The organism is Faecalibacterium sp. An122, from assembly GCF_002160895.1.
Lineage (GTDB): Bacteria > Bacillota > Clostridia > Oscillospirales > Ruminococcaceae > Faecalibacterium.
In genome coordinates this window covers 22991-36487 of record NZ_NFLL01000005.1, presented here as the reverse complement: position 1 = coordinate 36487, position 13497 = coordinate 22991, and the positions used below count along the sequence as shown (strand labels likewise).

At 62.8% G+C, this 13497-nt stretch carries 10 protein-coding genes; all 10 read right to left on the bottom strand.

Going from position 1 to position 13497, the window contains the following annotated elements; translation table 11 throughout:
* Positions 1 to 152: 152 nt before the first annotated feature.
* Entirely contained in the window at positions 153 to 1616 is a 1464-nt protein-coding gene (locus B5E67_RS05255) for a lipopolysaccharide biosynthesis protein (protein WP_087383569.1), read from the bottom strand.
* A 14-nt stretch (positions 1617 to 1630) separates the two neighbouring features.
* Positions 1631 to 2578, bottom strand: coding sequence for a glycosyltransferase family A protein (locus tag B5E67_RS05250; RefSeq protein ID WP_087383564.1), 948 nt, complete (start codon positions 2576 to 2578; stop codon positions 1631 to 1633).
* Positions 2550 to 3800, bottom strand: coding sequence for a glycosyltransferase (locus B5E67_RS05245; RefSeq protein ID WP_087383561.1), 1251 nt, complete (start codon positions 3798 to 3800; stop codon positions 2550 to 2552). Before B5E67_RS05245 ends, B5E67_RS05250 begins: the two co-directional genes overlap by 29 nt.
* Positions 3801 to 3853: 53 nt before the next feature.
* On the bottom strand, positions 3854 to 4669 hold the full coding sequence (locus tag B5E67_RS05240) for a LicD family protein (protein ID WP_087383559.1): 816 nt from the start codon (positions 4667 to 4669) through the stop codon (positions 3854 to 3856).
* A 21-nt stretch (positions 4670 to 4690) separates the two neighbouring features.
* Positions 4691 to 6019, bottom strand: a complete 1329-nt coding sequence (locus B5E67_RS05235) for an O-antigen ligase family protein (protein ID WP_087383556.1) — start codon at positions 6017 to 6019, stop codon at positions 4691 to 4693.
* A gap of 15 nt (positions 6020 to 6034) precedes the next feature.
* A complete protein-coding gene (locus tag B5E67_RS05230; protein WP_158098847.1) occupies positions 6035 to 7033 on the bottom strand; it encodes a glycosyltransferase family 2 protein in 999 nt (332 codons plus the stop codon).
* A gap of 210 nt (positions 7034 to 7243) precedes the next feature.
* Entirely contained in the window at positions 7244 to 9457 is a 2214-nt protein-coding gene (locus B5E67_RS05225; RefSeq protein ID WP_087383550.1) for an EAL domain-containing protein, read from the bottom strand.
* Positions 9430 to 11001, bottom strand: a complete 1572-nt coding sequence (locus B5E67_RS05220; protein ID WP_143405385.1) for a hypothetical protein — start codon at positions 10999 to 11001, stop codon at positions 9430 to 9432. Before B5E67_RS05220 ends, B5E67_RS05225 begins: the two co-directional genes overlap by 28 nt.
* 5 nt (positions 11002 to 11006) lie before the next feature.
* Entirely contained in the window at positions 11007 to 12401 is a 1395-nt protein-coding gene (locus B5E67_RS05215; protein WP_087383544.1) for a sugar transferase, read from the bottom strand.
* Complete coding sequence (locus B5E67_RS05210; RefSeq protein WP_087383540.1) at positions 12398 to 13267, bottom strand: glycosyltransferase family 2 protein; 870 nt, start codon at positions 13265 to 13267, stop codon at positions 12398 to 12400. The genes B5E67_RS05215 and B5E67_RS05210 overlap by 4 nt, the downstream gene beginning before the upstream one ends.
* Between the last annotated feature and the right edge of the window lie 230 nt (positions 13268 to 13497).

The window sequence follows — 13497 nt, the reverse complement described above, 5'->3', positions numbered from 1 at the left end:
CTCTCAGCAAAAAATCTCATAGGTCCTTTTATTGTATCACGGGCGGAACAAAATGGCAAACCTGCGGCGGCAGACGGCTTTTTTCGCGCCGGATTCCCAAAAGAAAATCCGGGCCCGCCCCGAAACAGGGCAAGCCCGGATTGGTCCGAACGTCATGGGGTTTTGTGCAGCCGGCGGGCCGCCAGGGCCCGCATTTCATCCAGCGGGCCGCGGTTGAACCGGGCGGACAGAACCCCATAGGACACCACTCCTACCCCCATCTGGACCCCCAGCAGGGGCAGCGGTTCCAGCGGCAGACGACCCGCCAGGCCGGCCAGAATTCCCATCAGGGCCGAGACCGCCAGCGAGGGCAGAATATCCTCCATCTGCCGGCCCAGCCGGTACCCCACATACCGGCTGGAAGCCGCCATAAAGCCCGCCAGGCTCACCAGGGTCACCAGCAGGTTTCCCAGCGCCATCAGGAGGATGCTGTGGAACCAAAAGGCTGCCGCCAGCACCGTGGCCACCGCCGTCAGGTTCACCGCCGCAATGATCCGCAGCGGGGCCGTCTCCCGTCCCACTGCCAGCAGGATTTTGTGGCAGCAGGTTTCCAGGGGACGGGTCAAACAGGACGCGCAGAAAATCTGCAGAAAGGGCACGCAGGGCAGCCACTTGTCGGTCAGGACCACCCGCACGAAATTTTCAGCCACCGCCGCAAATCCCACCAGCATCGGCCCCAGCAGAAACATTCCCATCCGGATGGACCGCCGCAGCATCCCCAGCAAAGCCTCCGGGTTATTCTGCACCCGGGCATAGGCGGGCAGCATGACGCTGTTGATGGAGCTGTTCACATTGTCCACCAGCAGGGCAGGATACTTGCTCCCCTGGTCGTAAAAGGCCAGCTCGGCCGAGCCGAAGACTTTTCCCACAATCAGGCTGCGGCCGTTCTGCTGCAGGCCGGGCACCAGATCGGCGGCCAGGACCTTCCAGCCAAAGGAGACGATGTACCGGGCCCGGGCCGGGCAGAACTGGAACCGGGGCCGCCACCGGCCCACCGCCAGCAAAACGCCTGCATGGACGGCGAGATTGGACAGAGACTGAATCACCAGCGCCCAGACGCCCAGACCGCCCAGCGCCGCCGCCACCCCCGCCGCCCCGGACAGAACCGTCCCCAGCAGGGAGGCGGCAAAGTACCGGCGGAAGGCCATCTCTCGCTGGACGCTGGCCCGCTGGATGTTGTTGAGGGCGGCCAATATCAGCCGCAGACCCATCACCCGCATCACCGCCGTCAGGGCGGGCAGGCCGTAAAACCGGCCGATGGCGGGGGCCGCCCAGAACAGCAGGCCGTACAGTACCGCCGCCAGGCCCAGACTCAGCCAAAAGGCGGTGTTGAAATCGGCGGGGCCGGCGCCGGGTTTGCGCACCACGGCGGTGCCCAGACCGCTGGTGACAAAGATATTGCACAGGCTGACAAACACCGTCACCACCGAGATCATCCCGTAGTCGGCGGGGTCCAGCAACCGGGCCAGCAGCATAGCCACCAGCGTGGCCACCGCCTGGGCCGACATCCGCTCCCCAAAGGACCAGAACAGCCCGGATGCAATGCCGTCTCTGCGGCGGGGACTGTCGTTTGTCATGGCTGCCCCCTCCCTTACGCCTTGTTCCGCCAGCGGAACAGAAAGATCCGCCGCACCAGAGCGCAGGGCAGCAGAAACAGCAGCCCGGTGAGCAGCCAGTCCCCGGCCAGACCGGGGGCCGCATCCCGCCGGCAGAAGGCCGCCCAGGCCTCCCGGCGGCGCCCGTCGATGAGGTAATGGCGGACCCGCCGCACCTCAAACCAGGCCATCACCCGGGCCAGGCTGGCCCGGCGTTCCGGGGTCAGGGCCGGGTCCTCCGCCAGGGCCCTGGCCTCCTCAAAGAAATACCAGTCGGGGTCAAAGGACTGAACCCGGGTTGCAGTGCTCTGGGCCTTGTTGTACAGGACGGTCCGCCGGGCGCAGAGGACTGCCGGCGCGGCGACAGCGATCCGGAGGGTGAGGCCCAGGTCCTCCCCTATGCGGCATCCCACCCGGAATCCGCCCGCCTGGCGGGCCATATCGGCCCGGACACAGGTGGAGCTGAGGGCAAAGCATTTGGCCCGCTTGTCCGCCCTGTAGGCTTCCAGAAAGTTCTCCAGATACAACGTCTTGGGCTTGCCCTCAAAAAAGCCGGCGGTGTTTCCCGTCCGGCCATCGTGGAAACGGATATCACAGGCCGTCCCCAGCAATCCCGCCTTTGGATAAATCCGGATCATCTGTTCCAGGGTGGTCAGATGATCCGGATACCACCAATCGTCCGCATCCAGAAAGGCCAGATACTCCCCCCGGGCCGCCGCCATGGCGGCATTGCGGGCGGCGGAAACGCCGGCATTCTCCTGGTGCAGAACCCGTATACGGGGGTCCCGGGCGGCAAACTGTTCCAGAATGGCCCGGGTCCCGTCCTGGGAGCCGTCGTCCACGGCCACAATCTCCCACCGGGGGCTGGTCTGGTCCAGCACGCTCTGCACCGCCCGGGCGACAAACGCCTCCCCATTATACACCGGTATCACCACCGAAATCATGGGCGTCTCCTCCTTCTCCGCCCTGCTCCACCGCCCGGAGAATCCGGTCAAAGCGGGCTATGTCCTCCTGGTTGGAATAGCTGCGGCGGCGCAGCGCTTCCCGCGCCCGGTCCAGCTTTTCCGGGTGAAGCACCAGGTCCCGCAGGCCCTGATAAAGGGCCTGGTCCTGGTTTTCCAGTATAAACCCGTCCATCCCGTCTTCCACCTGCTCGGCGGCGGAGGCGTACCGGGTCACCACCGGCGGCAGGCCCAGAATCTGGGCCTCGGTCACCGCCACCGGCCGGCCCTCATTGCGGGAGGGCAGCAAAAAGGCGTCAAACAGGGGCAGGTAAGGCAGTGGGTTTTCTATGGCCCCCACCGGGTACACCACCTGTTCCAGATCCCGGTCCGCGATCATCTGCCGGAACCGGGGCAGGTCGTCCCCTTTGCCGATGACCATCCACCGCACCCGCTCCAAAAACCCTTCCTCCCGCAGACGGACCAAAACGTCCAGCACCCGGTCCAGCCCTTTGGTGGCAAAATAAATCCGGGCCACCGTCACCAGGTTCAGACCCGGGCGCGCCAGCTCAAAGGGCAGCCGGGGCCGATAGGCCCGGGCCCGGGCTTCCACCTGTTCCCGGGTCAGGATGTTGGGCATGAAAAAGCACCGGGGCCGGTACGCCGGGTGCAGGGCGGCGAATTTCTTTCGGCATTCCCGGCTGACAAATACCAGGCCGTCCGCCCGGTCAAAGTACTTTTTGTCCCATTCAAAGCGGTAGCCGATGGCGTGGTAATCGTTGTGGTGCCACACCAGCTTTTTGTCCGCCCGAACATACTGCATGGTGTAATAAAAAGGCCAGCCCAGCTCAAAGGCCAGGGCGGCGTCGTACTTCTGGTTCAGACGGCGGGCATAGCGGCACGACCGCCGGGAGAACAGCTGCCAGGCCAGCAGCTCATTGCGTTTTACCCGGATCAGGTACCGGGCTCCCAGATACCCGGCCAGATAGACCGGGTCCAGAAACCGGGCCGGACAGAGCCGGTTTTCCCGGGCCGGGGGCAGAACCCGCACCTCGGGCCGGATGCCTTCCACCGGGCCCCGCAGCTCATAAAACAGCAGGTCCACCTGGTACCGGCGGGGGTCCAGGCTGTTGACAAAGTTCACCAGGGCGGTCATGGCCCCGCCGATGTGGTTATGGGAAAAGACTACCAGAAGCCTTTTCTTTTTGTGTTCGGGGTGCTCCATCCTCTCATCTCCTGTCCCGGGTTTGAAAGCCCTCTTTTTCGCCGGCGGCAGGGTCACAGATAGTCCCGATAGCTTCTTTCGGTGTCCCACACGATCTCCCCCAGTTTCAAGTCGTGGCCCTTCCGCTGGTCTTCCGGCGGAAGGAGCCAGTAATCCCCGAACATGGCCGCCAGAAAGGCGTCCGGGTCCGCCGGGAGGGGGTATTCCCGCCCCTCAAAGATGCCGCTGCACCGGGCTCCCTCGATCCAGCTGCGCTTTAAAAATTTCCCGCCCCGGCACAGGGCAAAGACATCCTCGCCTTCCGCCTGATGCCGTTTCAGCCCCTCCAGAAGCCACAGGGCCGCCCGCTGCCGCCATGCAACCGGCAGGCGGCGGATCAAACGGCTGAGCCACTTGACCTTTTTCTCACAGAAGGTCAGGGTAACCCCCAGCAGCCGCTTGGCCCCCAGAAACCGGGCCCGGGCCAGCCCATGGGCCAGCCGGCCGTCCCCCACCCGGTAATAGGGAAACAGGTCGATGCCAATTTCCCAGTCCAGGGGGATTTCCCGATAGGCCAGAGGCATGGACGCCGTGCCCTGCCGTTTCAGCTTGACCCAGGGATAGGGCATCCAGGGGTTTTGGCTGCAGTGTTCCAGAGACACGCCGGGAGGCGGGTCCTGCGCAAAGGCCGCCATGAACCGGTCCAGGTCGTCGGCCTGGAACAGCAGGTCGATGTCGTCGTCCCAGGGGATAAAGCCCCGGTGCCGCACCGCCCCCAGAAGGGTGCCCTGGGCCAGATAATAGGGAATCCCGTGGGCCTCGCAGATGCGGCGGCAGTCCTCCAGCAGAGACAGCTGCACGGCATGAATTTCCTCCAGCGTGTTTCCCATGCGCACCCTCCTTTGCGGCCCTCAGAAAAAGCAGAAGAAGAGAAAGGTCCAGTCGATGAAAAAGTCAATGGTGAACCCAAACACAAAGAACAGAAACGCATACACCAGCTGCATGATTTTGATGTCCTCCCTGTCGTACCCCGCCGGGCGCAGAAAGTGATTGGCCAGCCGGTAAAGGAACAGCAGCAGCAAAGGCCCGTAAATGCCCACGGTGCCCAATATGCCGAAGTTCAGCAGCGCCTGCAGATAGGACTGGTGACAGGCCATGTAGGAGGACAGGAGGGCGGTCTCCTGGATCATATAGGTGATGACGCTGCCCCCCAGCAGCCGGCCTGCCAGGCCCTTGCTGACAAACAGGCTCCAGGCCGCCGCCCACAGGACGGCGCGGTCGGTGGTGAGCATATCCCACCGGCCCAGCCGGATGTAATAGAGTTTCTCGGTCAGGCGGAGCACCAGGCCGTGGATGCCGGGCAGATTGCCCAGAAACGGCACAGACATCACCAGGGCAATTCCCGCCGCGCCGGCCAGCCCGGCACACAGCAAAACCGGCACCGCCCGTCTCCGCATTTTCAGGATCAGCAGAAAGCACAGGGCCAGGCCCAGGGACGCAAGGGCCGACAGGCTGGCGGTGCGGACCACCAGCACCAGGCCCAGCCCCACAAAAAAGACCCGCAGCCACCGGGGAATCCCCTTCACCACCAGGGCGGTCAGCACGGCTGCGTCATAGAAAAAGCCGGCGTAATTGGCGTCGCCCAGGGCGCCGAAATTGCGGCTGACCGTCTCGGAGCCGGCGCCGGTGACGTGAATATCCTTGAAAGCGTCGGAGGCGGTGAAGCCGTAAATGCCGGACAGCACCATGCCCAGCAGAAAGGCCGTCAGCAGGCGGCGGGTCAGGGCGTCGTCCTGCTCCACCCGGGCCAGAATCAGATAGACCAGCACCACGTCCACAATGACGTTCAGGCCCATCCGCAGATTGTACCGGCCCGCCGCAAAGACGCAGTGCATGGCCAGCACAAACAGCACCGGCAGATAGGCGACCCGGATTTTGAACCGGGGCAGCTCCCAGACGCATTTCAGCACCAGAAGATAGGAGTAAAAGCGATAGGCGGTGGTGTCTCCGATGACCATCTTGTTCCGCATGAACAGGAACAGGGCCGCATAGAGAAAAAAGTTGTCGCTGAACAGGCTGGTTCCAAAACACAGCACCATCCCGCAGGACAAAAGCAAGCTGTACTGAGGGAACGCGCCCACCAGGCTGCAGCACAGCAGGCTGACCAGAAAGGCCGCGTCGTAATACAGCTCCAGCCGGGGCCGGTCTTTCAGCCGTCCCGGGCTCAGTGATGAAATCATCCGGACAGTCCCTCCTTACCGGCGCAGGGGGTGGATTCTGGAGGCCAGCACCGCCCCCATGGGGCAGAGATAAAACAGGGTGAAGAGCAGCCTGCGCAGCGGGCGGATGGTGTCCAGCCCGATCATTTTGGGGTAAAAGGCACGGTATTCCCGCACCATGGTGCCGTCGGCCGCCTCGGCAGCCCGGCGGTCCCGGGGCAGGTTCATCTGTTCGGCGTACCGGAACATCAGCTCAATGCAGATCCGCTCATAGCAGCGCTGGACCTGCCGCTTCTCCCCCAGCGCGGTAAAAAAGGCGATTCGCTCCCCAAAGGCCTCCCGCCAGTCGCGGCGGCGGGGATTGTCTTTGAGGGCGCGGGCCACCGTGTCCATGATGCTGCCCGGGCGCTGGAAGTAATAGTACATTTTGGCCCGGCTGACCCCAAAGCGGCGGCACTTCCACAGCAGGCGGTAAAAGAGAAATTCGTCCTCGTTCATCTTCCCCAGGGGGAAGGATTCGCCGCGGTAGAGTTCCAGCCGGTAGAGTTTGGTGCAGAAGGTGGTCTTGACGGCGGGGTCCAGCAGGGCCCCGGCCCCGGTCAGAATCCGCACCGGCCCCGGGTCCCGGGTTTCCGGGGGAAAGCGGCTGCCGATCCCCCGGACCCAGTCCACCTGGACGCCGTCGCAGTTCTCTTTCTCACAGACGGAAAGCGCATAGGCGAGGAAATCAGGCCGGATGAAATCATCCGCGTCCAGCAGCAGCACATAGTCCCGGGCCGGGTCCTGCGACAGTGCAAAGCACCGGGCCAGCCCCGCATTCCGGGCGGCGGACAAGCCGCCGTTGGGCTGGTGCACCGTCCACACCCGGCCGGGACAGGCTGCGGCGTACCGGTCGCAGAGGGCGCCGCTGCCGTCCCGGGAACCGTCGTCCACCAGGACCACCCGGATCTCCCGCAGGGTCTGGTTCAAAACCGATTCCACGCACCGTTCCAGATAGGGCTCCATGTTGTACACCGGCACCACCACATAGACCATCTGCGGCCCCTCCTCTCCCAGCTCAGGACACATTGGCTTTCCCATGGCGGAGGGGCGCCGGAACCAGTTCCGGCGGGTTGCTGCCGCAGCCGCCGCTGACAATCGGGGGTGTCCCCGGCTTCTGAAACCCGCCGCCATCGCACCGCGGGAAACAAAGCTCGTCATCGTTTCCCCATGCTCACGCCAGCAGGGAAAGCCGCGTCTTTCGCATCATTCTGCAGTCTCCCGCAGATCCTTCAGCAGGTCATCCATGGCGGCAGGATAGCCATAGTAGTACCCCTGTTTGTAGTCAATGTCCAGGCTGTAAATCAGCAGGTCTTCCTCCTGGTTCTCGATGCCGCTGATACAGAAGCCTATGCCGTTTTCGTGGCAGGAGCGGATGGTGGTTTTCAGGTAGTCCAGGATGTCCCGCCGGTTCTGCAGGCCCTCCCCGGCCGGGGCGGCCTCATCGGCCCGGAAGATATTGCCCGACACCTTCACATAGTCGGGCCGGAAGATGGCCAGAATCTCCTCCGCCTGGGCCTTATCCTCAAAGTGGTCCACGCAGACCGGATACCCCATCTTCTGCATCAGCATCATTTCCCGGACGCAGGACATGATGTCCCGGCCGTCCATCTCCACGCACAGGCAGGAGGCCGCCACACCCGACGCCTGACTGTTTTTGTGCAGGATATCGGTCATGCCGAAGTCGGCCACCTCCGAGAACATGCAGTTGATATGGATCACCGGCGCCACGCCCAGTTCGGCCTCAAACCGCCGGACATCCCGGCAGACGGTCTCCACAATCCAGTCGTTCAGCTCCATCATCAGGTTCAGGTCGCCGAAATACCGGAACATCTGCCGGACGGACACCGGACCCAGCTGGGCGCTGTTCCAGCGCACATAGGCTTCGTACCGGGGCGCTCCGGCCCGGATGCCGGCCTGCATCTCCTGATAGACCAGGAAGAACTCGGGGAAGCCCTGTTTGTACTGCTCATAGGCCGCGGCGTGTTCCCGGTCCCGGGGCTGGGCCGTTTCGCTCTCCGGCTCGCCGGGGGCTGCCAGCTCGGGGTTGTTTTTCAGGAGAACCTCCCGGACCATCCCCGCCAGCATCACCATGGCCCCCATCACCACCGCCGCAAAGGCCAGGGCAAAGGGGATGGAGATATCGCTGGTCACGTTGGCCGAAATCAGATACTGGATATCCTCCGCCACAATCTGGTCAAACAGCTCGTCGATGCTCTCGTTTGCCCAGCCGCAGTAACGGCCGGTGATCTCGGTCATGGTCTGGAGCAGGGCCTCATTTTTTTCGACCAGGCGGGTCTTGGTGTCCTGCGCCACCTGGTCGGCCTGGAGGGCCTGGATGATGTTCAGGTAATAGGTGCGGTCCAGCCGGGCCTCCGAGGCCAGGGCCGCCTGCTGGGTATAGGACAGAACGATACTGTCGTAGGTATTGATGAGGGTTTCAAAGTCGTGCTCATAGTCCCGCAGGACGTTCTGGTCCCGGTTGTTGGAGGAGTTTTGGGTCACCTGGGTGCCCGCCGCCTGGCTGTACAGACCGGTGGCCTTGTAGCTGTCGTAGAAGGTTTTGATCTGGGTTTTGTAGCTCTCGGCGATCTCGTTGTAGGTCTCCTCGCTGATCAGCAGGCTGCGGACGGTGGTAGTGTAGTTCTTGACCACCAGTTCCGGGTCCCTGGCCAGGTTTCCGGCCCGGATATTCCCCTCCAGCTGGGCGTAGAGGTCGTTCTCTGCGTTCTGGTACAGTTCGGCCAGCTCGGCAAAGCTGTAGCCGGTGCGGCTGGAGCGGTAATTGGGATAGGCCGCCGCGTAGTCGTTCAGGGTGGCGATGACGTCGTCAAAGTTTTTCTTGATGACGCTGGCCAAATCCAGATAGTCCACATTGGAGCGGGCTATGTTCTGCATGAAATCGGGGATGACGTCTTTGTCGTAGTAATTCTCGATGAAAAAGTCATCGTAGGCGTTGATCAGGCCGTTGCAGATCAGTTTCCCATAGTTCTCTCCCAGCAGGGCGGGATAGGTATAGGTCAGCCGGTATTCCGAGGTTTTCAGGGCGTAATTCTCCCCCAGAACGGCGGCCGCCTCGGCCACCTCCTGGTCCTGGGAGGTATAGACCTTGCTGATGGAGATGTTGTTGCGGATGTCCTCCACCTGAATGTCGCTGCCGGCGGTGGAAATCCCCATCCGGTCCAGGGCCGAGTGGATGACCGCCGGGTTCTGCATCTGGTAGGGGTCCAGGGTGCTGGCCCCGTCGGGGGCCAGATTTTCCTCCGCCCCCTCATAGTTGTACTGAAAGGTCAGGGTGCAGGTGTAATCCCGCACCAGCAGCACCCCCAGATAGGTGGCCACCGCCCCCAGAAACGCCGCAGCCACCGCAGGCAGGAGGTACTTTTTCATCATCAGAAACAGTTCGGTGATTGTGAGCATCTTCTCCGGCCTCCTTTCGCGCTGTGTTTCGGGGCAGGTCTGCCCTCAGCCTGGTCCTGCTGGTTCCGCTCCATCTCACGGCGGCGCCGCCGCAGTGTCCGGCGGTCTCCCAGCGGCGAGAGCACCACCCGCATCATCACCACCACCAGGCTGCCCATCCCGAACACCCCCAGTATCCGCAGCACAAAGCGCAGGCTGAACAGGCGGTCGGGCTCCACCTGACCTTCCAGGTAGCCGTTGTTGTGGAAGGAGAGGTAATCGGTCAGGGTGGTCATGGCCAGGGCGCACAGGTCCCGATAGTCGGCCTCATAGGCCTCCATCAGTTCGCTGCACCGGGCCGCCATCCGCTGATACTCGGCCGAGGTCTCGTCGGTCTGCTGATAGATGGCCAGCTCATCCTGCATATCCTGGATGCTGTTGGCATACTCGATGGACCGGTTGGTGGCGTCGTTGTACTGGTTGACCACCGTGTCAAACACCGTCTTGGGCCGGGCCTGGTACAGGCCGTTGTCCGCACTGGTGGCCACAATCAGCAGGTTTTCGGTGAAGGTGTGGTCGTAGGCGTTCATAGCGTAGCCGTTGATGGCCGCCTCCTCCACCGCCTTGCCGCAGGCCAGGGCGGCGTTTTCGATCCGGACGTTGAGTTTGTTGAGGAAGCTCTCCCGGTCCCTGGTGAGGCCGGAATTTTTGATATAGTTGGAGATCTCGGTCAGCCGCTCCTCCCCCATGGTGGTGAACATGCCGATCAGGTCCCCGATGGTTTTGCCGGTGGTGTCGGAGTGGAAATTCCCCGCCGACTGGTTGATGTTCCGCAGGAAGCTGCGGATGGCCCGGTTGTTGGCGTCAAAGGTGGTGACCCACTCGTCGTAGTCCAGCGTGTCGGGCACATCCGCCCGGGTCATCTCCTGAAAGGCGGTGAGTTTGCCGTAAAAGCAGGCGATTTCCTCCTGCTTGCAGGCGATGAGCCGCTGGAGAAATTCCTCGGTGTGGTTGGCCTCCACGAGCTGGGAAAGCGAGAAGTTTTCCCCCGCCCGGGGCTGCACAAAGGAGATCTCGTACCGGCTGGAATAGTAGGAATAGTCGTTGCCCTCCGACTGCATGGAGGCCACCGTCTCCCCCACCGAATCGTCGATGACGGCGGTCACGCGGATGCCCTGCATCAGGTCCGCCGCGGTAAAGGAGCTGTATTTTCCCTCGGCCTGCATCTCGTCCAGCACGGCCTGGACCGCTTCCTCATCGGCCAGGCTGTACATGGTGAAGCGGCTGCCGTCGGGGTAGGTGCCGCCGGCAATCTCGGGGTAAACCACCGAGATGGAGGCTTTGGCCGCCGCATAGCTCCTGTAATAGTGATAGCTGGTGAAGAGCAGGCTGCACACCAGGCCAAACGCCACCGCTCCGATCCAGGTGCCCCGCCAGTTGCCTGCCATCAGGCTGTAGCCTGCCCGCTTGACCCTCCATTTCAGATTGGGGCCCGGGCGGGGAGGTTTTTTCCTGCGCAGGTGAGCGGACGCGCCTCTTCCTGCCGTTCGCTGGTTTCGTTTCATGGGATTCACCTGCTTCCTGTCTGGGTTATGGGTTTGGCTTTGAATTCGTCCTCCCCTTCCGCGGCGTTGGGGATAAACAGGGTTTTGCTGGTCAGCAGCAAAATCCGGATATCCAGCAGGAAAGAGTAGTTGACGATGTACCGGAGGTCGTAATAGGTCCGGTCGCAGATATAGGTGGAGTAGCGCCCGTACACATGGGAGAGGGCGGTCAGACCGGCCTTCACCGCAAAGCGGCTGTCGTACTGGGGAACCTCCTTTTCAAACTTCTCGACGAAAAAGGGGCGCTCGGGTCGGGGGCCCACCAGGCTCATCTCCCCTTTCAGGATATTGAAAATCTGGGGCAGTTCATCCAGCCGGAACCGGCGCAGAAACTTTCCCGCCCGGGTGACGCGGGGGTCGTTTTTCCGGGCGAACACCGGGCCGGTCTGCTTTTCGGCGTCCGCCGCCATGGTGCGGAATTTCATGATCCGGAAGGTCCGTTTGTCCTGGGTATACCGCTCCTGTCGGTAAATCACCGGCCCGGGGGAATCCAGCCGAATCCACAGGGCAATCACCGCCATGGGCAGGGCTGCCGCCGCCAGAGCCGCCAGGGCCACCGTCAGGTCCAGCGTCCGCTTCCAGAACCGCTGGCCCAGGGACAGGCGGCAGTCGTTCCGGTACAGCACCGGGATATCGTCAAAATGGGTCAGGCAGCTGTGATTGACGTTGGTCTCGGTCATGCGGGGGATGGTATAGACTTCTTTTCCCGCCTTCATGGCACAGTCCATCAGCCGGTCATAGACCGGGCCCCACACGTTGTCAAAGATGCAAAGGGCGTCCGAGCGTTCCAGGCGTTCCCACAGCTCCGGCGGTCCCTCCTGGCCGGGCTGGCCGATGACCATATACCAGGCGTCAAAGTCGGACAGCACCCCGTATTTCAAGCGCCGGAGCCGGGCCTCACAGCCCTGGGCCGCCACCACCAGAAGGGATGGATTGCGGTAGATGCCGGGATGATGAAACCGCCGGTACAGTCCCCCGTTGCACAGCAGCATTCCCGCCATTTGCAGGCAGAAACCCGCCCCCTGAAGGGCCAGCAGCATCCGGGACCGGAACAGTCCGAACCCCGCCGCGCAGCCCAGCCCAAAGGCATAGACATTGGACAGGACCACGCAGATCAGGATTTCCCGCAGGCGGGCCGTAAAGTGGTCATAGGCCTCCATCCACCGCATGAACAGAAGGGTCAGACCCGGCCCCATCCCCAGACAGGCATACCAGAGCCAGCCCATCCAGCCCACCCGGACCAAGCAGGCCCCCAGCACGGCGCAGACCAGCGCCGTCACCCCGCAGTCGGCCCCCAGGCGTTTGCTCCGTTCGGCCCGCAGAGAGCGGGTCCGGCATGATTTCCTCGCATCATTCCTCATTCCAGAACACGATCCTTACTCTGATGGAATTGATCCCGCAAAAGCCGCACGGCCTTGGAGGCAAGGAGACGATAGGGGCGGGCCCATATCAGAAACCGGAACCGCACCGTGTCAAAGTCGGTTCCCCGGATGGCGGCCTGCATCATCCGGGCCACCGCCCGGTTGGCCGCCCACTTCTGGCCAAAGCTCAGCCTGCGGCCGGTCAGCCCGCCGCCGTGGCGGTAATAGTGATAGAGGGGGTCGGGCACAAAGGCAATCCGCCGGGCCCGCATCAAAAGCTGAAAGCTCATGGCCAGATCTTCCGCCGTGTCCAGCTTGGTGGAGAAGGTCAGCCCCTCCAAAAGGGACCGCCGCACCAGTTTGCGGGCCACATGGTTCATAGAGATGCCCCGCAGCATTTCGGTCAGCGGCCCGGAGAAGTTCTCCCGGTCAAAGACGCGAAAATCCGGATAGGTATTTTCCTCCGGGCGGCTCTTTCCATTGGGCCACTCCAGGGTCCAGCCGCACTGGACAAAATCCGCCTGAAAGTGCCGGGCCATGACCACCATCTCTTCCAGAAACTCGCAGTCCCACCAGTCGTCGCTGTCCAGAAACGCCACATACGTGCCCCGGGCCCGGCCCAGGCCCCGGTTGCGGGTGGCCGAGGGGCCAAAATGGCCGGGGTTGGCCAGACACTCAAACCGCAGGTCCAGCCTGGCGTATTTCTGGCAGATCTGCATGCTGTTGTCGGTGGAACCGTCGTCGATGAGGCAGGCCGTCCACCGGGGATAGGTCTGCCGCAGCAGACTGTCCAGGCATCTGGGAAGGGTATCCGCCGCATTGTACACCGGAACAATCACCCATACCATTCCATTCGTCTGTTCCATTTCCCGTTCCCTTTCCTCTGGGGACAGGCGCTTGTGCGGGCTTCCCGTCCCTACAGACTATGTACTCTTATCCAGACTATGCGCGCCGGCCCCCGTCTGCCACTGTTTCGTCTCTCACCGGGGTGCTGTCCGCACCCGGTTTTGCAGCGCAGCCGGGCCGGTTTCCATGTATTCTGTTTTCATTTTATAGCCCCCGCCCCAGTGAAAAAGCAGTTATTCCAAATCCGAGG